The 22,339-nt window shown below is 70.7% G+C and carries 22 protein-coding genes; 9 read left to right on the top strand and 13 right to left on the bottom strand.

All coding sequences use genetic code 11. The features are described from left to right. Window positions 1-390 precede the first annotated feature (390 nt). Window positions 391-1,014, top strand: a complete 624-nt coding sequence (locus AB0L00_RS03140) for a hypothetical protein (RefSeq protein ID WP_364427556.1) — start codon at window positions 391-393, stop codon at window positions 1,012-1,014. A 332-nt stretch (window positions 1,015-1,346) separates the two neighbouring features. Next, complete coding sequence (locus tag AB0L00_RS03135) at window positions 1,347-1,835, top strand: hypothetical protein (protein WP_364427553.1); 489 nt, start codon at window positions 1,347-1,349, stop codon at window positions 1,833-1,835. A gap of 13 nt (window positions 1,836-1,848) precedes the next feature. Here AB0L00_RS03135 and treZ read toward each other — a convergent pair whose 3' ends face one another. The 3 genes from treZ to glgX are packed head-to-tail and all read right to left on the bottom strand — an operon-like array spanning window position 1,849 to window position 7,929. Next, window positions 1,849-3,573 carry a malto-oligosyltrehalose trehalohydrolase gene (treZ, locus tag AB0L00_RS03130; RefSeq protein ID WP_364427551.1) on the bottom strand — a complete coding sequence of 575 codons (1,725 nt, stop codon included), beginning with the start codon at window positions 3,571-3,573 and terminating at the stop codon, window positions 1,849-1,851. Next, window positions 3,570-5,843 carry a malto-oligosyltrehalose synthase gene (gene treY / locus AB0L00_RS03125; RefSeq protein ID WP_364427548.1) on the bottom strand — a complete coding sequence of 758 codons (2,274 nt, stop codon included), beginning with the start codon at window positions 5,841-5,843 and terminating at the stop codon, window positions 3,570-3,572. The genes treZ and treY overlap by 4 nt, the downstream gene beginning before the upstream one ends. Continuing rightward, entirely contained in the window at window positions 5,836-7,929 is a 2,094-nt protein-coding gene (glgX, locus tag AB0L00_RS03120; RefSeq protein WP_364427545.1) for a glycogen debranching protein GlgX, read from the bottom strand. The genes treY and glgX overlap by 8 nt, the downstream gene beginning before the upstream one ends. A 157-nt stretch (window positions 7,930-8,086) precedes the next feature. Between glgX and AB0L00_RS03115 the strand changes: the two genes are divergently transcribed. The 4 genes from AB0L00_RS03115 to AB0L00_RS03100 are packed head-to-tail and all read left to right on the top strand — an operon-like array spanning window position 8,087 to window position 10,442. Beyond that, window positions 8,087-8,290: a (2Fe-2S)-binding protein gene (locus AB0L00_RS03115; protein WP_345353282.1), complete on the top strand. Its 204-nt coding sequence runs from the start codon at window positions 8,087-8,089 to the stop codon at window positions 8,288-8,290. Between the two features lie 52 nt (window positions 8,291-8,342). Then, window positions 8,343-8,822: a bacterioferritin gene (bfr, locus tag AB0L00_RS03110; protein ID WP_364427542.1), complete on the top strand. Its 480-nt coding sequence runs from the start codon at window positions 8,343-8,345 to the stop codon at window positions 8,820-8,822. Next, complete coding sequence (locus AB0L00_RS03105) at window positions 8,819-9,964, top strand: DUF2786 domain-containing protein (protein WP_364427539.1); 1,146 nt, start codon at window positions 8,819-8,821, stop codon at window positions 9,962-9,964. The genes bfr and AB0L00_RS03105 overlap by 4 nt, the downstream gene beginning before the upstream one ends. Before the next feature lie 49 nt (window positions 9,965-10,013). Then, a complete protein-coding gene (locus tag AB0L00_RS03100; protein WP_364427536.1) occupies window positions 10,014-10,442 on the top strand; it encodes a hypothetical protein in 429 nt (142 codons plus the stop codon). A gap of 25 nt (window positions 10,443-10,467) precedes the next feature. Here AB0L00_RS03100 and AB0L00_RS03095 read toward each other — a convergent pair whose 3' ends face one another. After that, window positions 10,468-11,142 (bottom strand): pentapeptide repeat-containing protein, encoded by a 675-nt coding sequence (locus AB0L00_RS03095; RefSeq protein ID WP_364427533.1) that lies wholly within the window; start codon window positions 11,140-11,142, stop codon window positions 10,468-10,470. Between the two features lie 116 nt (window positions 11,143-11,258). On the opposite strand from AB0L00_RS03095, the gene AB0L00_RS03090 reads away from it, so the two are divergent. Further along, window positions 11,259-11,930: a class I SAM-dependent methyltransferase gene (locus AB0L00_RS03090; RefSeq protein WP_364427530.1), complete on the top strand. Its 672-nt coding sequence runs from the start codon at window positions 11,259-11,261 to the stop codon at window positions 11,928-11,930. 319 nt (window positions 11,931-12,249) lie between these two features. Here AB0L00_RS03090 and AB0L00_RS03085 read toward each other — a convergent pair whose 3' ends face one another. Then, window positions 12,250-12,531: a hypothetical protein gene (locus AB0L00_RS03085; RefSeq protein ID WP_364427527.1), complete on the bottom strand. Its 282-nt coding sequence runs from the start codon at window positions 12,529-12,531 to the stop codon at window positions 12,250-12,252. Beyond that, window positions 12,528-13,025 (bottom strand): ATP-binding protein, encoded by a 498-nt coding sequence (locus tag AB0L00_RS03080; protein ID WP_364427524.1) that lies wholly within the window; start codon window positions 13,023-13,025, stop codon window positions 12,528-12,530. Before AB0L00_RS03080 ends, AB0L00_RS03085 begins: the two co-directional genes overlap by 4 nt. Before the next feature lie 175 nt (window positions 13,026-13,200). Here AB0L00_RS03080 and AB0L00_RS03075 point away from each other — a divergent pair, with 175 nt between their 5' ends. Next, the gene (locus tag AB0L00_RS03075; RefSeq protein ID WP_345353266.1) at window positions 13,201-14,055 is read left to right on the top strand and encodes a helix-turn-helix transcriptional regulator; all 855 of its coding nucleotides are present in this window, start codon (window positions 13,201-13,203) and stop codon (window positions 14,053-14,055) included. A gap of 338 nt (window positions 14,056-14,393) precedes the next feature. Here the strand turns inward: AB0L00_RS03075 and AB0L00_RS03070 are convergent, their stop codons facing one another. Continuing rightward, window positions 14,394-14,759 carry a hypothetical protein gene (locus AB0L00_RS03070; RefSeq protein WP_364427521.1) on the bottom strand — a complete coding sequence of 122 codons (366 nt, stop codon included), beginning with the start codon at window positions 14,757-14,759 and terminating at the stop codon, window positions 14,394-14,396. 21 nt (window positions 14,760-14,780) lie between these two features. Beyond that, window positions 14,781-15,527 (bottom strand): TetR/AcrR family transcriptional regulator C-terminal domain-containing protein, encoded by a 747-nt coding sequence (locus AB0L00_RS03065; RefSeq protein ID WP_364427518.1) that lies wholly within the window; start codon window positions 15,525-15,527, stop codon window positions 14,781-14,783. A gap of 114 nt (window positions 15,528-15,641) precedes the next feature. Between AB0L00_RS03065 and AB0L00_RS03060 the strand changes: the two genes are divergently transcribed. Then, window positions 15,642-17,117: an MDR family MFS transporter gene (locus AB0L00_RS03060; protein WP_364427515.1), complete on the top strand. Its 1,476-nt coding sequence runs from the start codon at window positions 15,642-15,644 to the stop codon at window positions 17,115-17,117. Window positions 17,118-17,127: 10 nt separating this feature from the next. On the opposite strand, the gene AB0L00_RS03055 is transcribed toward AB0L00_RS03060, so the two are convergent. The 5 genes from AB0L00_RS03055 to AB0L00_RS03035 all read right to left on the bottom strand — a co-directional run bounded on the left by AB0L00_RS03055 (window position 17,128) and on the right by AB0L00_RS03035 (window position 22,332). Continuing rightward, entirely contained in the window at window positions 17,128-18,006 is an 879-nt protein-coding gene (locus AB0L00_RS03055) for an NUDIX domain-containing protein (protein ID WP_364427512.1), read from the bottom strand. Then, entirely contained in the window at window positions 17,996-20,065 is a 2,070-nt protein-coding gene (locus tag AB0L00_RS03050) for an RNA degradosome polyphosphate kinase (protein ID WP_364427509.1), read from the bottom strand. Before AB0L00_RS03050 ends, AB0L00_RS03055 begins: the two co-directional genes overlap by 11 nt. Window positions 20,066-20,159: 94 nt before the next feature. Next, complete coding sequence (locus tag AB0L00_RS03045) at window positions 20,160-21,140, bottom strand: adenylate/guanylate cyclase domain-containing protein (RefSeq protein ID WP_364427506.1); 981 nt, start codon at window positions 21,138-21,140, stop codon at window positions 20,160-20,162. Further along, on the bottom strand, window positions 21,141-21,650 hold the full coding sequence (locus AB0L00_RS03040; protein ID WP_345353248.1) for a PH domain-containing protein: 510 nt from the start codon (window positions 21,648-21,650) through the stop codon (window positions 21,141-21,143). A 49-nt stretch (window positions 21,651-21,699) separates the two neighbouring features. Then, on the bottom strand, window positions 21,700-22,332 hold the full coding sequence (locus AB0L00_RS03035; RefSeq protein ID WP_345353246.1) for a hypothetical protein: 633 nt from the start codon (window positions 22,330-22,332) through the stop codon (window positions 21,700-21,702). Between the last annotated feature and the right edge of the window lie 7 nt (window positions 22,333-22,339).

The following is a 22,339-nucleotide window of genomic DNA, read 5'->3' as shown; positions in this document are numbered from 1 at the left end:
CCCGATACACCGCGTTCAGTGGCCAATGTCTCCGGCGGCCGCACCGCCCGTCGCCCTCGGCCCCCTGCCGACCCATCGACTGGAGGGCGTCGACCCGGAAAACCCCTGGTAACACGATACGTCGCAGCTCGCCCCCTCCCCGCGGACGGATACTCCGGCCCGTCGGAGCCGGTCCCGTACGTGATCCGGCCCCGGCCCGGCGTAGGAGGGGGACGCCGGGCCCGGGGCCGTATCCCGGGGGAATCCGGGGGAGGATTGATCTGTCCCATCCACTGCCCAGCATGCCGACCGGTCCCTGTATCCGACGTCCGGGGAAACACCCGGTTCGCTACCCCAACGGGTACCACCGGCGGCGCGTGGCGGACCCGTGGGCATGCGATCCTTCCCCCCATGTCCGCTCGCCGTCGCCTGGTCCTGGCCTGTGCCTCGGTCGCCGTCGCCGCGGGGTGCGCCGTCGCGGCCTGCTGGTACGTCGGGTTGTTCACCTCGGACGGCCGGTTCGCCCCGCTCGACGCCTGCCGGGTCCTGCCACCGCCGGACGCGCTGGCCCCGCTGGTGCGGAACGGCGCCCGGGAGCCCAAGGACTCACGGCCGAGGACGACGCTGGGATTGGGCGGCGACGCCGCGTCGGAGTGCAAGTGGAGCAGCGTTCCGTCCGGCCGGGATCGCCCCTTCCGTACGGTGCGCCTCCGCATCCAGACCTTGATCCACGACGGCCGTGCCTCGGGCGCCGCGCGGGCCGAACGGAACCTGGCCGGCTGGGCCCGGAAGACCGGAGCCGAGGGGCCGGTCGTCCCCGTCCGCGTGGGCGAGGGAGGGTACGCCCACGTCGACGCGCTGGCGGTCCAGGTGCTGTTCCGGCGGACGGTGGTCTATGACGTGCACGTCCAGTTCCGGATCTCCAACGCCCTGGTGGACGTGTCGGCCCGCACCCACACCCGCCCCGACGACCACGCGACCGCCCTCGTACGAAACCTGGCCGAGACCACCACCCGGCACCTCCCACGCCACTGAATCTCGTAGCTGCGGCGCACCTACCCGTCGCGGCGTCACCTGCCGTCGGCGGAGGCGCCATCAACCCCGGCGCCGACGTGGCCACCTTGACCGGCACGCTCGAGACCATCGGCTACCCACACGCCGACGTCGCCGTGCCGGATGCCGGTGAACGTGGTCTCCAAGAGGGACGAACGCCGCAAGGACCATCGTCCGCGGGTCTCTTGGAGGGGGGACGTATCAGTGTCTATCCGGCCTTCTTGGTCAAACAGCACGTAGGGCCGACGATCGCTCCACTACGGTGGCAGGCGTCCTGATCAGGACGACCCTGCCGCGTCGAGTGAGCGGAAGAGATGACAGAGCCATATCCCGGGGCCGTACCGCCCTCGCCGAACCACCCGCAGACTCCTCCTCCCGCCACCCCCTACCAGGGCGCTCCGCAGCAGGGTGGGGGCGGGTTCCAGGCTCCCTACCAGAACGTGCCGAACCAGGGGCCCTACCAGCAGCAGAACCCGCAGTACGCGAACCCGCAGTACGCGAATCCGCAGTATCCGAACCAGCCCTATCCGAACGCGCAGCAGCCGTATCAGGGGCCGCCCCAGAACGCGCCGTTCCAGGGCTCGCCCTATCAGGGGGTGGATGACGGGGAGCGCCGCAGGGCCACCCGTGCCATCGGCATCGGCGCGGCGTTCTTCGTGATCGGGTTGCTGATCACCGTGCTCACGTACTCGCACGCGTCTGGGAGCGGCGGCGGGGTCTACGTCGTCGCCTGGGGCCCGATGCTGTTCGGCGGCATCCGGATGATCATCGGCCTGGTCCTCCTGGCCAAGGCCAAGCGGTAACGAGGTCGCGGGGTCACGTCCGGCCCCGCCCGGGCGTTCGCAGGATGACGACGGACTCGCCGGGGAGCCCGCTCCCGTCCACCTCGGTCGAGGAGGCGAGGAGCACGTCGCCGTCCGGGAGCGGCAGCGGTTCCGGGCCCAGGTTGACCGCGACCCGCAGGTCTCCCCGGTGGATCACGAGCCACGACTCGCCGTGCTCGACCGCGACCTCGGTGAGGCGGGGGTCGGTGAGCTCGGGCTCGGCCCGCCGGAGCGCGATCAGCGCGCGGTACCACTCGTACAGCTCCCGGTGGTCCGATTCGTCGAGTTCGCTCCAGTTCAGGATCGAGGCGCGGTACGTCTCGGGGTCCTGGGGGTCGGGGACGTCCTCCGAGGCCCAGCCGTGGTCGGCGAACTCCCGGCGGCGGCCCTCGCTGACGGCCCGGGCCAGTTCGGGCTCCTGGTGGTCGCTGAAGTACCGCCACGGCGTGTCGGCACCCCACTCCTCCCCCATGAACAGCATGGGTGTGAACGGCGCGGTCAGCAGCAGCCCCGCCCCGACCTTGCGCAGGCCTGGGGACAGGCTCGCGGAGATCCGGTCGCCGGTGGCGCGGTTGCCGACCTGGTCGTGGTTCTGCAGGAAGCCGAGGAAGCGGTGGGCCGGGGTCCGGTGCGTGTCGACCGGCCGGCCGTGCGTGCGGCCCCGGAACGACGACCACGTCCCGTCGTGCAGGAAGACCCGGGTCAGCGTCTTGGCCAGCACCGCGGGTGAGCCGAAGTCGGCGTAGTAGCCCTGCCGCTCACCGGTGAGCAGGGCGTGCAGGGCGTGGTGGAAGTCGTCGCTCCACTGCGCGTCCAGGCCGTACCCGCCCGCCTCGCGCGAGGTGACCAGGCGGGGGTCGTTCAGGTCGGACTCGGCGATGAGGAACATCTCCCGGCCCGTCCGCGCGCTCAGCCGGGACACGGACGCGGCCAGCTCCTCCAGGAGGTGCAGGGCGCGCTGGTCCCGGATGGCGTGGACGGCGTCGAGCCGCAGGCCGTCGAGGTGGTAGTCGCGCAGCCACATCAGCGCGTTGCCGACGATGTACGCGCGGACCTCGTCGGAGCCGGCCTGGTCGACGTTGACCGCCGGGCCCCAGGGCGTCTGGTGCGCGTCGGTGAAGTACGGGCCGTAGCGGCCCAGGTAGTTGCCGCTCGGGCCCAGGTGGTTGTAGACGACGTCGAGGACGACCGCGAGGCCGCGCCGGTGGGCCGCGTCCACGAACCGCTTCAGCCCGTCCGGGCCGCCGTACGGGTCGTGCACCGCCCACAGGTGGACGCCGTCGTACCCCCAGCCGTGCCGGCCGGGGAAGGCGGCCACCGGGAGCAGTTCGACGGCGTCGACGCCGAGGGCGACGAGGTGGTCGAGGCGCTCGGCGGCGGCGTCGAACGTGCCCTCCGGGGTGAAGGTCCCGACGTGCAGTTCGTACAGGACGGAGCCTGCCAGCGGCCGTCCCCGCCAGCCCTCGTCCGACCACTTGAATCGATCATGGTCGTACGCGCGGCTCGGTCCGTGCACTCCGTCCGGCTGCCAGGGCGAGCGCGGGTCCGGGAACGGTCCATCGCCGTCGAGCACGAAGCCGTAGTCCGGCTCACCGGTCCCGGCGCCGACGTCCGCCGTCCACCAGCCGGGCCGCTCGGCGCGCGTCATCGCGTGCCGGGTCCCGCCGGTCTCCACCTCGACGGTCTCGGCGGCCGGCGCCCATACCTCGTACCTCATGCGGCCTCGATCAGGACGGCGACCGGGAGCAGCCGGAGGACCCCGTCGAGCTCCAGGCCGGAGGGGTAGGACTGGTCGGTGAGGACGTCGTGCCAGGGGCCGCCGGGCAGGTCGAGGTGGGTGTCGCTCCAGCCGCCGCGGCGCTCGAGCCCGGCGGGCAGCCGCGTCGCGACGATCACCGCGCCGCCGCGCCGGAACGCCACGGCGTGGGCGGCCGCCGAGCCGGTCACGGGCACCGGCGCGTACTCGCCGTCGAACCAGTCCGGGTGCTCCTCCCGCATCCGGAGCAGGCGGGACGTCAGGAGGAGCTTCTCGCCGTCCAGGTCGGCCGGGGTGGTCCCGGCGTCGAGGTCGGCGAGCAGCTCACGGCGGCGGGCGTAGTCGACCGGACGCCGGTTGTCGGGGTCGACGAGGGACAGGCCGGTCAGCTCACAGCCCTGGTACACGTCCGGTACGCCCGGCATGGCGAGCTGCACCAGTTTCTGGCCGAGCGAGTTCACGCGGGCGTACGGGGCGATCCGCCGGACGAACCGTTCGATCTCCCTGGTCAGCGTCGGATCGGACAGCACCGCGTCGGCGTGGGCCAGCACCGCCTCCTCGTACGCCGGGTCGCCGTCGGTCCAGGACGTGCGGGTCTTCGCCTCGCGCATCGCCTTGGTGAGGTACTCCTTGAGCCGGTCGGGCGGCAGCGGCCACGCGCCGACGACCGTCTGCCACATCAGGTAGTCCAGGTCGGGCTCCAGGGGACTCTCCGGCGCCCGGGACCGCCAGCGGCCGACGGCGGCGACCCACGCGTCCGGCAGCTCCGACAGAACGGCCAGCCGCGCCCGTACGTCCTCCTGCCGCTTGGTGTCGTGCGTCGACAGCGTGGTCAGGGTGCGCGGCCAGTCGGCGGCGATCCGCGCGCAGTAGGCGTGGAACTCCTCCGGCGACACCGCGAACCTCGCCGGGTCGCCGCCCACCTCGTTCAGCGCGGCCAGCCGCGACCAGCGGTAGAAGGCGGTGTCCTCGACGCCCTTGGCGGTCATCGGCGCGGACGTCTGCTGGAACCGTACGACGAACTCGTCCCGCGTCTCGTCCCGGCCACCGAGGCCCAGCACCAGGGGGATGACCTTGTCGAGCAGGTCGCCGTCCGGGAGGACGGCGCGGGCCTCGGCCGCGGCCTGGGCGACGATCTCCAGGGCCTGGGCCGGCGGCTCCTCGCCGGGCACCATGTAGGCCCGGTAGACCGGCATCGCGACCAGCAGCTCTACCAGGACCTCGCGCAACGCGCCGGGGTCCTCCTCCGGCAGGATCCGCGCCAGCAGCGCGGTCAGGCGGCGCACCTCGGGGACGAGGATCCGGTCGGCCGCGAAGCGCCGGGCGGCGCGCTCGACCTCGGTGAAGTCGGCGGGGCCGCCGGTCAGCGCGGTGTACGCCTCGGTCAGCGGCTTCTCGCCCGCCGGGTCGACGAACAGCCCGCCGACCATGCCGAGCGCGTCGTACCCGGTGGTGCCCGCGCAGGGCCAGTCGGCGGGGAGCGGCTCGTCGCCGGTGAGGATCTTCTCCACGACCACCCAGCCGCGCGGCCGCTCCAGCCGCCGCAGGTACCCGCGCGGGTCCGCGAGCCCGTCCGGGTGGTCGATCCGCAGGCCGTCGATGAGGCCCTGGTCGACCAGCCGCAGGATCACGGCGTGGGTCGCGTCGAACACCTTCGGGTCCTCGACCCGCAGCCCGATCAGGGAGGAGATGTCGAAGAAGCGGCGGTAGTTCAGGTCCGGTTCGCGCCAGTGCACCGCCCGGTAGCGGCCCTGGCGCGGGAAGACGTGGTCGTGGTAGCGCAGCACGTCGCCGTCCGGGCGCGGCTCGTCGTCGGGCGAGCCGAGCACGGGGACCACGACGGCGCCCTGCGACCAGTCGATGTCGAACCAGCGGGCGTACGGGGAGTCCGGCCCCTGCCGCAGGACGTCCCAGAACTGCTTGTTCAGGTTCTCCGGCGCGGGGACCGCCATGTGGTTCGGCACGACGTCCACGATGATCGACAGGCCGTGCGCCCGCATCCGGGCCGCCATCGCCCGGAAGGCCTCCTCGCCGCCGAGGTCGTCGGAGATCCGCGCGTGGTCGACGACGTCGTAGCCGTGCGCGGAGCCGGGGGTCGCCTGCAGGATCGGCGACAGGTACACGTGCGAGACGCCGAGCGCCGCGAGGTAGCCGGCCAGTTCGCCGGCCTCGGCGAACCCGAAGCCCCTGCGCAGCTGCAACCGGTAGGTCCCGGTCGGTCGCCTAGACACGACGCAGCACCTGGATGGAGCGGGACTCGACCCGTACCTTCTCGCCGCCGCGGACCACCGGCCGCTCGTGGTCCTCGTACACCTCGATGGGGGTCGCCGTGTCGAGCACGCCGGTCCACATCCCTCCGCCGGTATCGGGCAGCACGAAGTCGAGGTCGACGTCGGCCGCGTTGAACAACAGCAGGAACGAGTCGTCGCGGACCGGCTCGCCGCGCCGGTCCGGCTCGGCGATGCGGTCGCCGTCGAGGAAGACCGTCACCGCCTTCGCGTACGGGGTCTGCCAGTCGGCGTCGGACATCGGCCGGCCGGAGGTGGCGTACCAGAGGACGTCCCCCTCGCCGGTCGGGAAGCGGCGGCGCCGGAACACCGGGTGCTCCCGGCGCAGCTCGGTCACCCGCCGTACGAACGCCCGCAGGACCTCGTTCGTCGGGGAGTCGGACCAGTCCATCCAGGACAGCTCGTTGTCCTGGCAGTAGACGTTGTTGTTGCCCCGCTGGGTGCGGCCCGCCTCGTCGCCGTGGGAGATCATCGGTACGCCCTGGGACAGCAGGAGCGTGGTCAGCATGTTCCGCTTCTGCCGCTCGCGGATCGCGATGATCTCCGGGTCGTCGGTCTCGCCCTCGACGCCGTGGTTCCAGGAGCGGTTGTCGTCGGCGCCGTCCCGGTTGTCCTCGCCGTTCGCCTCGTTGTGCTTGCCGTTGTAGGAGACGAGGTCGTGCAGTGTGAACCCGTCGTGGCAGGTGACGAAGTTGACCGAGGCGATCGGGTGCCGGCCGTCGTCGGCGTACAGGTCGCTGGAGCCGGTGAACCGGCTGCCGAACTCGGGCAGCCGTCCTTCCACTCCCCGCCAGTAGTCGCGCATGGTGTCGCGGTACTTCCCGTTCCACTCCGTCCACAGGGCGGGGAAGTTGCCGACCTGGTAGCCGCCCTCGCCGACGTCCCAGGGTTCGGCGATCAGCTTGACCTGCGAGACGATCGGGTCCTGCTGGACCAGGTCGAAGAACGCCGACAGCCGGTCCACGTCGTGGAATTCCCGCGCCAAGGCCGAGGCGAGGTCGAACCGGAACCCGTCCACGTGCATCTCGGTCACCCAGTACCGCAGCGAGTCCATGATCAGCTGAAGCGCGTGCGGCTGGCGGACGTTGAGGCTGTTGCCGGTGCCGGTGGTATCCATGTAGTACTCCGGCGCGCCGTCGACGAGCCGGTAGTAGTTGGCGTTGTCGATGCCCCGGAAGCTCAGGGTCGGGCCCAGGTGGTTGCCCTCGGCGGTGTGGTTGTAGACCACGTCGAGGATCACCTCGATGCCCGCCTCGTGCAGGGTCCGCACCATCAGCTTGAACTCCTGCACCTGCTCGCCGAGCTGCCCGGTGGAGGAGTATCCGTTGTGCGGGGCGAAGAAGCCGATCGTGTTGTAGCCCCAGTAGTTCGACAGGCCCCGCTGGAGCAGGACGTCGTCGTGCACGAACTGGTGCACCGGCATCAGCTCGACGGCGGTGATCCCGAGATCCTTGAAGTAGTCGACCATCGACGGGTGCGCCAGCCCCGCGTACGTGCCGCGCTGATCCTCCGGGACGTTCGGGTTCAGCTTGGTCATGCCCTTGACGTGGGCCTCGTAGATGACCGTCTCGTGGTACGGGGTCCGGGGATGGCGGTCGGACATCCAGTCGAAGTACGGGTTGATCACCACGGACTTCGGCATGTGGCGGGCGCTGTCGTCGTCATTGCGGGCGGACGTGTCGCCGAACCGGTAGGAGAACAGCGACTCGTCCCAGTCCACCTCGCCGTCGACCGCCTTGGCGTACGGATCGAGCAGCAGCTTCGCGGGGTTGCAGCGCTGCCCGCCGCGCGGGTCGTACGGGCCGTGCACCCGGTAGCCGTACCGCTGCCCGGGGCCGACCGTCGGCAGGTACCCGTGCCAGACGAACCCCGATGTCTCGGGGAGGTCGAGCCGAGTCTCCCCGCCCTCGTCGTCGAACAGGCAGAGCTCGACCCGGGTGGCCGCTTCGGAGAAGAGTGCGAAATTCGTGCCGGCGCCGTCGTAGTGGGCGCCGAGGGGATAGGGGTCACCCGGCCATACGCGTGTCACATGGGTGAGCTTCCCTGCCGTGATCGCCTCACACGCGGATGTTCATGTCGGTTTGTAACGGAACAGGCACGCACGGCACCCCGTATTGCCTGGTCACGCACGGAGCGTTATCTTAGGAGAGCCTTACCTAATGGATCAACCGAGAGGTTCTCCCCCGATGTACGCATGTGTCTGCCACGCCGTCACCGACGATGACGTGCGCGATCATGTGGCGGCGGGAGCCTGCTCGGCCAAGGAGGTCCGCACGGCCTGCGGCATGCGCCCCGGCTGCGGCTCGTGCGTCAACCGGATCCGCGACCTGATCGAGCAGCACTTCGCCGCCGACGAGCGCGGCGAGGCGCTCACCACCGCGGCGGCCTGACCGGCGGGTCGGTCGGCTCCCTCGGCGCTTCCCCATGCCACGATGGGGAGATATGGAAGGTGACAGGGAGATCATCGGGCTGCTGAACGAGCAGCTCACCGCCGAGCTGACGGCCATCAACCAGTACTTCCTGCACGCCAAGATGCAGGAACACTGGGGCTTCACGAAGCTCGCCGAGCACACGCGCGCCGAGTCGTTCGACGAGATGCGGCACGCCGAACGCCTGACCGACCGCATCCTCTTCCTCGAGGGCCTGCCGAACTACCAGCGCCTGAGCCCGCTGCGCATCGGCCAGAGCGTGCCCGAGCAGCTCCGCTCGGACCTCGCCATCGAGATGGAGGCCGTCGACCGCCTGCGCCCGGGCATCGACCTCATGCGCTCACGCGGTGACGTCACGTCCGCCCGGATCTTCGAGGAGATCCTGGCGGACGAGGAGGAGCACATCGACTACCTGGAGATGGAGCTGGAGCTCCTGGAGAAGCTCGGTGAGCCGCTCTACCTCCAGCGCTTCGCCGAGCCTCCGGGCGATTGAGCCGGTCGCCCCGGGAGACACCCGGAGCGGATTGCGCGCTGCCGGACGCCGTGACGGCCGGTGTCACGGCGGCCTGGCGGCTGGGCTGGCAGCCGGCCGACCTCGTACGCCATGCGACCCGTACGCACGGGAGGCGGGCCGGCCGGATGATGACCGACGCGATCGCCGCCGAGATGCGCGCGTACGCGGCGGCGACCGTGGACGAGCGATGGTCCGGCCAGCTGGCGGCGCTCGGGGCGACCACCTGGTGGCGGAACGACGACACCTACCTCGCCGAGTGGGCGGCCCGCAACGGCACCGACCACGCCACGGCCGTCCAGTACGCCCTGCGCCTGACCGCGCTGCTGCGCGCGCTGCCCCGCCTCGAGATGCTCTGCCCGCCCCCCGGCGACGCCCGGCCCCTCTCCGGCTGCGCCGGGGCCTCCCCGCGTGACGCCCGGTCCTCTTCGGGCGGCGGCCGCGCGGACCGGCGAATGCTCGACCGGATCCAGGCGCTGCTGGCCAAGGCCGAGTCGACGGAGTTCCCCGAGGAGGCGGAGGCGCTGACCGCGCGGGCCCAGGAGCTGATGGCCCGGCACCGCGTCGACGCCGTGCTCCTCGCCGCGCGGACCGGACGGGCCGGCGACGGACCCGTCGGCCGCCGCCTGCCGATCGACAGCCCGTACGAGGCGCCCAAGGCCCTGCTGCTGGGCGCCGTCGCCGACGCCAACCGGTGCCGCGTCGCCTGGAGCAGGTCGCTCGGTTTCGGAACCGTGCTGGGCTTCCCCGCCGACCTGGACGCTGTCGAGCTGCTGTTCACGTCCCTCCTGGTGCAGGCGACGTCGGCGCTGGTCCACGAGGACGGCGACCGCGCCCGTACCCGTGCCTTCCGCCGGTCGTTCCTGGCGTCCTACGCCGTCCGGATCGGCGAACGCCTCGCCGAGGCCGCCGACGCGGCCGAGCGTCGGGCCACGGCCGAGGCGCCGGGCACGGACCTCCTCCCGGTCCTCGCCGCCCGCGACCGGGCCGTCGGGGACGCGATGACCGCGATGTTCCCGCGGCTCACCGGCCATCGGATGAGCGTCAGCGACCGGGCGGGCTGGCTGTCCGGCCAGGTCGCCGCCGACCGCGCCGACCTCAGCGCCCGTCGGCCGGTCCGATGACCGTGTCATTTATCGGCACATCTGATCACGATGTGCGACGATCAGCGCTATGGGACTCGATGTCTATGCGGTCCGCCCGGGAGACCCGGCGGTGAAAGGCCACGACACGCTGCGGACGCCCGTGACGTGGGAGTGGGAGGGGCCGGCGGACCTCGATCCGTTCGAGGACGTCCCCCGGGACTTCCCCGAGGGCCTGTTCTGGCCCTCCGACGGCGACTTCACCGGGTTCCGCGGCCAGGTCTACCGGGAGTGGGCCAACCGTACGCTCGGGTTCAATCTGTACGAACTGCTCGACCCGGCGCAGGTCCGCGAGCTCGCCGACCGTCTCGACCACTGGCTGGCCGACCTCCGCACCTCCGGCGTCGACAAGGTCGAGCTCGATGACGACACCACCGTCCCGTTGAGCGGCATCGAGGCGCTCGCCCAGTTCCTCCACGCCACCGCCGCCCAGGACCTCTGGCTCTTCCCCGACTCCTGACCGGACCGGCGCTCCATCACTGCTCCTAGTCCTCGATCCTGATGCCGAACGCGGACGCCAGAGCCCATACGAGGCTCTGCGCGTCGGCGGACGACACCGTCGCACCGCGAAGGCTCTCGACCCCGCCCAAGCCTGACAGATCGCAATCCTTGAACCGGGCGTCGATGATCTTCGCCTGGGAGAACTGGGTGCCGGCCAGGCGGCAGTTCTCGAAGAGGACGCCGTTGAGAGTGGCGGCCTGGAAGCTGGCCTCTGTGAGGTCGCAGTCGCGGAAGATCACATCCCGCAGTGCCGACATCCGGAACCGGGCGAGGTTGGCACGGCAGTCGGTGAACACCATGTCGCGCATGCTGCAGTCGATCCATGCCAGACCGGTGAGCCTGGAGTTCGCCAGGCGGGTGGTGAACATCCGGCCATCGATGATCTGCAGGTTGGCCAGATCACAGCGGGTCAGCTCGACGTCCTCGAGCCGGGCACGCGGCAGAATCACGCCGGGGATCTGAGCATCGGTGAACCGGCACCGGTTCACCTCCACGTCCTCGGCCTGTATCCCCGCCCAGCCGCCGCCGTGCAGCTCCAGGGACAACAGCACCTGGTCGTCTCCGACCGGTTGGTCGGGTACGGCGATGCGCGTCAGTCGGCTCGGAAGCCGGGGAGCGGCCGGCTCGCGAAGCCGAGTCGGAGGACGGGAGTTCGGCATCGCCCGAGCGTACCGGCGGACGTCGTCCCCCGACGCGGACCGGCTTCCGCTCCGCCGAGGCGACCCCGAGGTGCCGTGCCCCGGGCCTGTCGGTGCCAGCTGCGAGGATGCCGGTCGTGAGCGCCGACGCCGCTGCCATCGCGGAGTACTGGGACGCCGCCGCACCGACCTTCGACGACGAGCCGGATCACGGGCTGAGGGACGAACGGACCCGTACGGCGTGGATGCGGCTGCTGCACACGTGGACGCCACCCGGCCCGGTCGACGTCCTCGACGTCGGGTGCGGGACCGGCTCATTGTCCCTGCTGCTGGCGCAGACCGGGCATCGTGTAACAGGCGTGGACCTGGCACCCGGGATGGTCTCGCAAGCCCGTGAGAAGCTGAAGGCCGCCGGCCTGCCGGGCCGGATCCTGGTGGGCGACGCGGCCGCACCGCCGACCGGCGGCGAGATCTTCGACGTCGTGCTGGCGCGCCACCTGGTGTGGACGCTGCCTGATCCCGAGGCCGCGCTGCGTGAATGGGTGACACGGCTGCGGCCCGGTGGCCGGCTGGTACTGATCGAGGGCCGGTGGCGCGAGTCCGGGCAGCGTGGGACGTCGTACGTGAGCGGAGCGGAGTTCCTGCCGTGGAACGGCGGGATCGGCGCGCACGACCTGGCCGCCGCCGTACGCCCCCTCGTCGCCGACCTGCGAATCGAGCCTCTCAGCGCACACGCGGACCTGTGGGGCGCCCCGGTGACCGACGAGCGCTACGCCCTGATCGCCCGGCTCTCCGAAAGTCGTGTTTGACGAACCTCCGCGATACGTACGGCCATGTGATCGGCGTTGAGGGGCGTAGCGCTCGGTGAACCCGTTGAGCACGGGCCTCTTACCGGGACGAACCACTCGCCAGCACGAACTTTCGCCGAGCGTTACGCCCGCCCCGAGCTGCATGGAGCCTGTCCCATCCGGGCCGCGGAGTCCTCTGCCGGATCGATCAGCCACTGTGACGTCGAAAGTGACGTAACAGGTCCGGCAAACCGGTCATCGATCCGTCACCGTCGACGGCAAGGTGACCACGACGACGGCACCGTGCCCACGGCGGCGAACGACTGCTCGATTTCGAGGCTCATGGGATCGGCATCGCCAGTTCGGCTGCGCGGCATCGGAACACAAACCGCCGCGGGTCGCGGTCGTAAATGATCGTCGACTCGGGGCCGAATCTCGCGATGGCGGCGTACTCGCGGCGGTACCAGCACCACATCACCAGCCACTGCGAGCACAGGTCCTGGACCTCGGCGAGCTGGGCCGGGGACGGGTCCGCCGGCTCAGGTCGGCGTGGTGGCGGCCAGGCGGATCGGTCGGGCTTGGTGATCAGGATCCCGAGGGAGGCGAGGAGCCGTCGGATCACGACGCCTCCCGAATCTCGGCCAGCTCGACGGTCGTCAGGATGACGCCGGGTGCGGTGATGAGGGCGTGCACGGTCTTGCCGTGACCGGTGTAGGTGACCCATCGGGCGGCGGCGTGCTGGTCGACGATGGCCAGGCCGCGCCCGCGTTCGGCGAGCAGGCCGCCGTGCTGCTGGGCGGGCAGGGGCTCGGTGTCGGGGTCGCTGACGGCCAGGTGCGCGTACCGGTCGGTGACGGTCAGCGCGACGCCGATCGGCCGGATGTCATCCGGCCAGGAGGGGTGCATGGCCTCGGCTGCGCGCACGGCGTTGGTCGTCAGCTCCGACGCCAGCAGCGCGACCTCGTACGGGTCGTAGGGGTGCCCGGCCACCGCGTCGGCGGCGAAGCGCCGGGCATCGCGTACGGCGTCGCGCCGGACATGGAGCGAAAGCGACGCGGGCGCCGGGGCGGGGGGATATGGGGAGCGGTCGGCGATGACCGCGGGATCAGGTGTCACGGGAGATCAACTCTCCGTAGTCATGCCGGGGCGGGCAGGCCCGACGGGCTGAGTAGGTAGCCCTACAATGAACCTTAGGGCCTAAAGTTTCAAGCCCATGCCTTAAGCTTCATAGTTTGAGGCGTATGGCCGTTTCACGAGAGGGGGCGGAATGACGGTCGATACCATCGCCCCCATGCCAGAACGTCGCAGCCCGACTCTGCGCCGACGTCGCCTGTCCGCCGAGCTCAGACGCCTACGCGCAGAGAAAAGCCTGAGCGTCATCGAGGTCGCCGAGCAGGCGAACTGGTCCGAGGCGAAACAACGCTGGATCGAAGACGCTCAGTGGGTGCGGCCCAACCCGCGCGACGTTCAGGACCTGCTCGACATCTACGGCGTCACCGACACCCGCGAGCGCGAGGAACTCCTGCGCTGGGCGCGCGAAGGCCGCCAGAAAGGCTGGTGGCACGCCTACCGCGAGATGCTGTCCGAGCGGTACTCCACCTACATCGGTCTCGAGGCCGAAGCGGCCGAGGTGCTCACCTTCGAGCTGGCGGTCATCCCCGGCCTGGCGCAGACCGAGGCGTACGCCCGCGCTCTCATCAAGGAAGGGCCAGCTGAGATCGACAAGGCGGAGATCGAGAAACGCGTTGAGATTCGGGTCGAACGCCAGCAAATTCTGATCGCCGACGATCCAGTGAGCCTGCAGATGGTCATCGATGAGGCGGCTCTGCATCGACCGGTGGGCGGCCCGAAGGTCATGCGTGAGCAGATCCAGCGGCTGATCGAGCTGGCGAACCTCCCGCACGTGATCGTCCAGCTCCTGCCGTACGACGCCGGCCCGCACCCGGGTACCGGGGGACCTTTCACGATCCTGTCCTTCGAGGGCGATCCCGCCGCCGTCTACGTCCCGACGATCGCGGGCGAGCTTCTCATCGAGGAAGCAAAGGACGTGAAGCGGTACGAACGTGTCTTCCGTCGTCTCATCGGGAAGGCTCTGAGCCCAGAGGCTACGATCTCGAAGCTGGCCACCGAGGTAGCCGGAACCTGACCGCCCACTACTAGAGAACGTGCGCCCATGGACTCACCCCGAGACGTGACCCACGAGATCGACTGGCGCAAGGCGTTGCGCTCGCAGCAGCAAGACGCCTGCGTCGAAGTCGCCGTCGTCAACAGCTGAGCAGCGAGGAAGCCCCCGCGCCGTCGGCCGGGGGCTCTCTGCGGCCTAACTCGACCCACCGACGAAGGCATGTCGCCCTGCAGGATCGATGTCACGATGTGATCCCTGGCGAATACTGCGTTCTAGCAGCAGCATCCGCCAATGATCAGCGCGACTGGGTGACGGGGAGCCTGCACGCGATTTCGCGTCGAGCGGGGAGGGCTCCGGGGCTATTCGTCTGTCAGGTCGTGGCGGAGGCGGGTGACCAGCGCCTGCAGCCGCTGGCGCATGTCGCTCGGTTCGAGCGTAGGGCTGATCGTGCCGTGAGTGGGCACGACCCGCGTGAACGCGTGGCGGCTGAGCCGTTCGAGTGAGTCGACCTGGACGGTCCATGAGCACCAGCACATGTACGGCTCCGCGCCGAGATCATGTTGGATCCAACCACGCAGTGCCGCGGTGAACCGTGGCGAATCGATGAGCACGTTTCCGGCGGCGCCCTGCACGACGAAGGCGTTGCCGCCTGCGTTCTCCGGCCGCGCTTTCGGGGTGACGCCGGTCGCCGCGAGCCATGACGACCGACCTAGGGCCTGTCTCAAAGGCAGGCCAGCCATTCATTGCTAGCGGCGTCCGCCGTACTCGCGTTCGATGCCGTCCAGGATCCAGGTAAGGCCCTGCTGGAAGTCCTCCTGGGCGTGGATCCCCGCATCGAGCACCGGCTTCAGGTGCGGGAACCGCCCGTCGGCCAGGAGGCTTCGCACATAGGGCTGTTCCTCGATGCCGCCCAGGGCGCGCGTTTCGCCTTCCGGGCTGTGGTGCGCGCGGAGCGTATAGCCGAGCATGTAATGGTCGATGGCCGTCACGATGGCCAGCATCTCGCGCGGATCGTCGGTGAGCCGACTCGCGGCCGCGAAGACCTGCTCGGCGTGCATAAGCCCGTTGGGCCCGACCCGTGGCGAACGCCCCACGAGTTGGAACAGCCACGGGTGCCGCAGTCCGGTCTCCCGTTCCCTGTCGGCGATCCGCTGGAGCGCCTCGCGCCAGTCGGCGGGCAACTCTCCCTCGATCAGCACCTCGGCGGCCACCTCGTCGTGCATGAGGTCGAGGAGGTCCTCCTTGGCGTCGATGTGCGTGTAGAGGCTCATGGCACGCACGCCGAGCTCGCTCGCGATGCGCCGGATCGAGACGGCGTCCAGTCCCTCAGCATCGGCGATCGCGATGGCGGCAGCCACGATCGCCTCCCGGCTGAGCTTGGGCCGGCGCCCACCGCGAGGGCGGGACCACACCGGCTCGGCGGCGCGTTTGCGGTCGCCGGCACGCTGGTAGCGCTCGGGTGTCCCGGACGGCCGGTCCCCATCGATGGTCATACCCGAATCCTACCCGTACATCGTACGGCGCTACCGATACGGTGTACGTATCGAGCGATACGCTGTACGGTCTTAGCGATACAGCGTATCGAAACCTCACCGAGAGAAGACCGGATGACCACCGCACCCACCCGCGAACCCGCCGCCGACCGGCGCGGCATCGATCCCGAGCTTCGTCGGCTGGCGATCGTCGTGCTGCTCGGGACGATCATGACGATCCTCGACACCACGATCGTGAACGTCGCCGTCACCACCCTCGGCAAGGACTTCGACGCCTCGTTGTCGTCGATCCAGTGGGTGATGACCGGCTACACGCTGGCCCTGTCCATGGCCATTCCACTCACCGGCTGGTCGGTCCGCCGCTTCGGCGCGCGCACGATGTGGCTGACCTCGCTCGTGCTGTTCATCTCCGGCTCGCTGCTGTGCGGACTGGCCTGGTCGGTGCCCGCCCTGATCGCCTTCCGGATCCTGCAGGGCGTCGGCGGCGGCATGCTGATGCCGATCGGCCAGACCGTACTGGCCCGGGCCGCCGGGCCCGATCGGATGGGCCGGGTGATGACCGTCGTCTCGGTGCCGGCCATGCTCGCGCCCGTGCTCGGCCCGCTGCTCGGCGGCGTGATCCTCGACAGCGTCAGCTGGCGCTGGCTGTTCTTCATCAACATCCCGTTCTGCGCGCTGGCGCTCGCCGCCGCGCTGCGCATGATGCCCCGCGACACCGAGCGCGACCCGGGCGCGCCGCTGGACCTCGTCGGCATGCTGCTGCTGTCCCCCGGCCTGGCCGCGCTGGTGTACGGCCTGGCCGAGACCGGCAAGGGCGCGGGGCTGTCGAACCCCCGCTTCCTGACCGGTGTCGTGGCCGGCATCATGCTGGTCGCGGCGTTCGTGGCGCACGCGCTGCGCAAGGGGGCGGGAGCGCTGATCGATGTGCGGCTGCTGCGCGACCGCTCGTTCGCCGCCGCGACCGGCGGGCTGTTCGTCTACTGCGTTCCGATGTTCGGCCTGACGGTGCTACTGCCGCTGTTCTCCCAGGTCGTGCGGGGTGAGTCACCGATGGACGCGGGATGGCTGATCTCCCCGCTCGGCCTCGGCGCGATGATCACGATGACGGTGGCGGGGAGGATGACCGACCGGTACGGGGCGCGATGGATCGCGACCGCCGGGGTGGCGCTGGTGCTGGCCGGGACGCTGGTCCTGACCCGGATCGACCCGTCCACCGGCCATCCGACGCTGATGGCCCTGATACTGGTGATCGGCCTGGGGCACGGCGCCGTGTCTCCGGTCCTGATGGCGGCCGCCTACCAGGGGATCCCGCGTGAGTCGGTGCCCGCCGCGACGACCGGCGCCAGCATCCTCATCCGGGTCGGCAGCTCGTTCGGCACCGCGATCCTCACGATCCTCCTCCAGATCATGATCCGCGCCGAGGTGCCGGGCGCGACCGGCAACCTCAAGGACGCCGTGACCCACCGCACCGCGCAGACGCCCGCGCAGCTCACCTCGGCGTTCACGGACACGTTCTGGTGGGCGGCGGCGCTCCTGGCGGTCACGCTGGTCCCCGTGCTGCTGGTTCCGCGCAGGCGCGGCGCCGCATGAACCGGCGGGATCAGCAGGTGTGATGTTCGATGGAGGCGAGGGTGCGGTCGGCGACCTGGAGGACCCAGAAGGCGCCCTTCGGGAGCTTGGGGTCCTCCGGGGACGGGGCGCCGAGTTCCTCGCAGGCCCGGCTGATCAGGTCGGGTACGAGCTCCCCGTGGGTGCAGATCACCACGGGGACGCCGTCGGCGAGGAGTTCGGCGAGGCGGTCGCCCGGGGCCTTGGCGGTGCCGACGGTGACGGCCCAGTCGGTGCGGACGTCCGCGGCGGTCCGGGCGGCGTAGGGCAGGACCGTCTCGAGGCAGCGGGCCGTCGCCGAGCTGATCACCCGCGCCGGGCCGTAGCAGACGAGCACGTCGTCGAGCCGCTGGGCCTGCGCGCGTCCCTCCTGGTCGAGGGGGCGGAGCAGGTCGTCCTCCTCCCAGTCCCGCTTCTGCCCGGCGGCGCCGTGCCGGAGGACGATGTACGGCGTGGTGCGCAAGGGACCGGCGGCGAACTCTCGCAGCACGTCGCGGTCGTGGTCGTGGCTGAGCCACCGCTCCGCCTCGGCGATCGGCAGCCACTCGATCCGGTCGACCTCCTCACTCGGGACGAACCGGGCCTCGTCCCCGGTCGCCGCCCAGTAGTCGACCCGCTTGGGGCGGTCTCGCACCGTATAGCGGACCGTGCGCAGCCGGCGGCCGAGCACCGGCCAGACGCCGGTCTCCTCCCAGACCTCGCGGGCGGCGGCGCGTACGACGTGCTCGTCGCGGTCGACCTTGCCCTTCGGGAAGGACCAGTCGTCGTACCGGGGGCGGTGGATCAGTGCGACGAGCGGCCGACCGTCCGGGCCGGGCCGCCACAGGACCGCGCCGGCGGCGCGGATCGTCCCCGGGGGATCAGGATTCAACGGTCCTCCAGCGGCGTGCCCGCATCAGGTTGGTCTGCACGTCGATGTCTCCCCCGTGGCGGGTCCAGACGCCGCTCTCGCCGAGGATCCAGCACTTGGTGTCCGGGCCCATCGCGAGGTCGAAGCGGCCGACGAGGTCCGCGCAGTGGGCCGGGTCGGTGACCCGCACGAGCGTCTCGACCCGGCGGTCCAGGTTGCGGTGCATGAGGTCGGCGCTGCCGATCCAGACCTCGTGCTCGCCGCCGTTCTCGAAGGCGTACACGCGGGAGTGCTCGAGGAACCGGCCGAGGATGCTGCGGACCTGGATCGTCTCCGACATGCCGGGCACGCCGGGGCGCAGCGCGCAGATCCCGCGGACCCAGACGTCGATCGGGACGCCCTCCTGCGACGCCCGGTAGAGCGCGTCGATGAGCACCTCGTCGACCAGGGCGTTGCACTTGAACCGGATGCGGGCCGGACGACCCTCCTCGTGCCGCTCGATCTCCCGCTCGATGCGCTCGACCAGCCCGGCCCGCAGGGAGTCGGGGGCGACCAGGAGCCGCCGGTAGTCGGTGTCCCGCGAGTAGCCGGTCAGGTGGTTGAACAGGGCGCTGACGTCCTGTCCGACCTCGTGGTCGGCGGTCAGCAGGCCGTAGTCCTCGTAGATCCGGGCCGTCTTGGGGTTGTAGTTGCCGGTGCCGATGTGGCAGTAGCGGCGCAGCGAGCCGTCGGACTCCTGCCGGACGACCAGCGCGACCTTGCAGTGGGTCTTGAGGCCGACGAAGCCGTACACCACGTGACAGCCGGCGCGCTCCAGCTTGCGCGCCCAGGTGATGTTCGCCTGCTCGTCGAACCGCGCCTTGATCTCGACGACCACGACGACCTGCTTGCCCGCCTCGGCGGCGTCGATGAGGGCGTCGATGATCGGCGAGTCGCCGCTCGTGCGGTACAGCGTCTGCTTGATCGCCAGGACCTGCGGGTCGGCGGCGGCGTCCTCGATGAGGCGCTCGACGCTGGTGGTGAAGGAGTCGTACGGGTGCTGGACGAGGACGTCGTGGTCGCGCAGGGTGGCGAAGATGTCGGTGTCGTGCGGCAGCGCCGCCTCGGACGGGACGAACGGTGGGTACTTCAGCTCGCTGCGGTCCAGGTCGGCGATGGCGGACATGCCGCCGAGGTCGAGCGGGCCGGGCACGCGGTATACCGCGCGCTCGTCGACCTCCAGCTCGGTCATCAGCAGGTCGAGGACCTCCGGGGTGATCGACTCCTCGACCTCCAGGCGTACGACCGGCCCGAACCTGCGGCGCAGCAGCTCGCGTTCGAGGGCCTGCAGGAGGTCCTCGGCGATGTCCTCGTCGACCTCCAGGTCCTGGTTGCGGGTGACCCGGAAGGCGTGGTGCTCGAGGATCTCCGTCCCGGTGAACAGCTCCGGCAGGTTCTCGGCGATCACGTCCTCCAGCGGCACGAACCGCGACGGCGACGCCTCCAGGAACCTCGGCAGCAGCGGCGGGACCTTGACGCGCGCGAACATGGTCGCGCCGATCTCCGGATCGCGGACCAGCACCGCCAGGTTGAGGGACTGTCCGGAGATGTACGGGAAGGGGTGCGCCGGGTCGACCACCAGGGGCGTCAGAACCGGGTAGATCCGCCGCCGGAACAGGCGGTTCAGGCTCTCCTTCTCGGTGTCGGCCAGCTCGTCCCAGCGCAGGACCTCGATCCCCTCCTTGGCGAGGGCCGGCAGGATCTCCTCGCGGAAGAGGGCGGCGTGCTCGAGCATCAGCTCGCGCGCGACCTCGGAGGTGTGCGCGAGCACCTCGCGGGGCTGGCGGCCGCTGGCGCTCTGCACGGCGATGCCGGTGGCCATGCGCCGGGTCAGCCCGGCGACCCGCACCATGAAGAACTCGTCCAGGTTGGTCGCGAAGATCGACAGGAAGCGTACGCGCTCGAGCAGCGGCAGCGACGGGTCGGCGGCCAGGTCCAGGACGCGCTGGTTGAACCGGAGCCAGCTCTCCTCTCGATCAAGGAACCGATCCTCCGGCAGCCCGTCCACGGAACGAGCAAAATGCCCTGGTTCAACGCTCATGAGGTATATGGTCCCCATTTTTGGTGAACGGAAAGCGAACGAGATGTTGCCGGTCCGATTTCCCCCGTCACCCCGCTGACCGGCAAAGACTCCGCTATCGGGCGCGGCGGACGACGTAGGGCTGGATGACGCCGAGGCCGCGGGCCGGGCGGCGGCCGATGCGGACCAGTTCGTACGCGCCGTCGCCGCGCAGGCCGTCCGCCAGACCGGCGTCGGCCAGGACGGTTCCGGGCCGGGCGATCGAGGTGAGCCGGCTGGCGAGGTTCACGGTCGTGCCGAACACGTCGCCCATCAATGAGAGCACCAGGCCGTACGCCATGCCGACCCGCACGTCCATGTCGCCCCCGGCGCGTACCGCCTCGGCGATGCGCAGCCCGATCTCCGCGCCCAGCGTGGGGGTCTCGGCGGTGTAGAGGACCTCGTCGCCCAGGGTCTTGACGATCCGCCCGCCGTGCTCGGCCACGACGTCGGAGGCGGTCTCCTCGAAGCGTTCGACCAGCTCGGCCAGCTCCAGCTCGCCGAGGTTCCGGCTGGTCGCGGTGAACCCCACGATGTCGGCGAAGCCCACCGCGACCCGGAGCCGGCCCGGCATGGCGTCCTCCGCCGCCGACGCGGTCAGCGCGCGGGTGCCGGCGGCGGCGAGCTGCCGCCGCCACGCGTGGACGAGGAGCGGTTCCAGCGCCGCGACGTGGCTCTCGGCGTGGTCCACGATGAGGCGGACGACGTCCGGAGAGGGCGGTTGCAGGGGGTCGGCGAGCGCGCCGACGATGATGTCGACCTGCCACTCGGCGAGCCGCGCCATCGTCTGGCCGACGGCGCGGACCATCCGCAGGACCATCTCCTCGTCCAGCAGGCCCTCGTGGAGCAGGTCCTTGATCCGGACGAGCGCGTCGAGGTCGCCCTCGGTGAAGGCGACCGTGTCGTCGGCGAGATGCGGGAAGCCGAAGGCCCGCCAGAGCCGCTGGGTGAACTCCCGCGACACCCCGGCGCGCTCGATCGCGTCGACCCGGGTGAACCTCAGCTCACCGCCGAGGAGCAGCTCCTCGATCTGCCTCGGCTCCGGCGCGTCGCTCATCTACGGCTTGACGCCGTCGCCGTCGGTCAGCTCCTCGACGATCCGGTAGAGCTGGTTCTGGGCGTACTCGACACGGGGGATGTTCTTCAGGACGAGCTGGCCGTGCTCACCGCCCGACTCGACGATCAGCGTGCCGGTGCCCAGCATCCGCTGGATGAGGTTGTGCTCGAACGACACGTCGTTGACCCGGGTGAGCGGGATGTCACGCCCGGAGCGGGACAGGATGCCGTGCCGGAGCACGAACCGCCGGTTCGTGAGCGTGTAGGAGGTGGTCACCCAGCGCAGGAAGGGGACCAGCCCGAAGACGAGGATCACGACGACCGCGACCGCCGCGATGATCAGGCGGATGATCGTCTGTGCGCCGCCGCCCGGGATGAAGAAGATGGCGACCGCGGCCACGACCACCGTCACGACCGACCAGAAGATCGTGCCGACCAGCGTCGACCAGTGCGGGTGGAACTCGAGGACGATCTCCTCGTCCCCGCCCAACGAGCTCTTCGCAAGACCCATGGCCGCAATCCTGACAGAAACCGACGGTCTACGACGATCAGAGTGCTGATCACGTTACGAAGTGCATGACGATGACGATGAGGGCGATGAGCCACACCCCGCCGCCGCCGACCAGACCGCCGGTCGCGGTGTCGACGGCGTACTCGCGCTCCTCGTGCGACGTACGGAGCCGGATCCAGCCGCCCGCCGCGAGCTGCCCGAGCCAGGGCGCCGCCAGCACCGGCCCGTACACCAGGACCAGCCGCACCTGCCCCAGGCCGCGCAGGCTCTCGGCGAGCTCGAAGCCGACGGCGGTGACGACCACGGCCACCACGAAGCCCAGCACCGCCATCTGGATGTAGCGGCCGGTGAGGGGATAGTGCACCGGCTCGCGCACGCGCCGGTGCGCCTCCCCCACCAGCTCAGCGGCGGCCTGGTCGGGCCGTACGTCGTCGGCGGGCTCCGGAAGCGGGCCGACCGTGTGCGACCCGAAGCGGGTGGTCAGCTCCCGCCAGACGCCGGCGGCCCGTTCTTCCAGACCGTCGAGGCGCGCCCACTCCTGTTCGACGGAGGCGTACGCCGCCGTCCGCCGCTCCTCGGCCTCCGCCAGGCCGCGCCTGGCCCCCTCCGCGGCCAGCAGCCTGCGGCCGGCCTCGGCCGCGTACTCCTTGTACGCGCGCCGTGCCGCCTGCGGGTCCGTCATCAGCCCT

The sequence above is a fragment of the Actinoallomurus sp. NPDC052308 genome, from assembly GCF_040679195.1.
Lineage (GTDB): Bacteria > Actinomycetota > Actinomycetes > Streptosporangiales > Streptosporangiaceae > Actinoallomurus > Actinoallomurus liliacearum.
Note: the sequence above shows the minus strand (reverse complement) of the source record. Positions and strands in the feature narration are given on the sequence as shown.

Coding starts and splice junctions, on each gene's coding strand:
- AB0L00_RS03140 (WP_364427556.1), top strand. CDS start 391: ATGTCCGCTCGCCGTCGCCTGGTCCTGGCCTGTGCCTCGGTCGCCGTC.
- AB0L00_RS03100 (WP_364427536.1), top strand. CDS start 10,014: ATGGGACTCGATGTCTATGCGGTCCGCCCGGGAGACCCGGCGGTGAAA.
- AB0L00_RS03135 (WP_364427553.1), top strand. CDS start 1,347: ATGACAGAGCCATATCCCGGGGCCGTACCGCCCTCGCCGAACCACCCG.
- AB0L00_RS03115 (WP_345353282.1), top strand. CDS start 8,087: ATGTACGCATGTGTCTGCCACGCCGTCACCGACGATGACGTGCGCGAT.
- AB0L00_RS03035 (WP_345353246.1), bottom strand. CDS start 22,332: ATGACGGACCCGCAGGCGGCACGGCGCGCGTACAAGGAGTACGCGGCC.
- treZ (WP_364427551.1), bottom strand. CDS start 3,573: ATGAGGTACGAGGTATGGGCGCCGGCCGCCGAGACCGTCGAGGTGGAG.
- AB0L00_RS03065 (WP_364427518.1), bottom strand. CDS start 15,527: ATGACCATCGATGGGGACCGGCCGTCCGGGACACCCGAGCGCTACCAG.
- AB0L00_RS03075 (WP_345353266.1), top strand. CDS start 13,201: ATGCCAGAACGTCGCAGCCCGACTCTGCGCCGACGTCGCCTGTCCGCC.
- AB0L00_RS03060 (WP_364427515.1), top strand. CDS start 15,642: ATGACCACCGCACCCACCCGCGAACCCGCCGCCGACCGGCGCGGCATC.
- AB0L00_RS03045 (WP_364427506.1), bottom strand. CDS start 21,140: ATGAGCGACGCGCCGGAGCCGAGGCAGATCGAGGAGCTGCTCCTCGGC.
- AB0L00_RS03095 (WP_364427533.1), bottom strand. CDS start 11,142: ATGCCGAACTCCCGTCCTCCGACTCGGCTTCGCGAGCCGGCCGCTCCC.
- AB0L00_RS03040 (WP_345353248.1), bottom strand. CDS start 21,650: ATGGGTCTTGCGAAGAGCTCGTTGGGCGGGGACGAGGAGATCGTCCTC.
- AB0L00_RS03050 (WP_364427509.1), bottom strand. CDS start 20,065: ATGAGCGTTGAACCAGGGCATTTTGCTCGTTCCGTGGACGGGCTGCCG.
- bfr (WP_364427542.1), top strand. CDS start 8,343: ATGGAAGGTGACAGGGAGATCATCGGGCTGCTGAACGAGCAGCTCACC.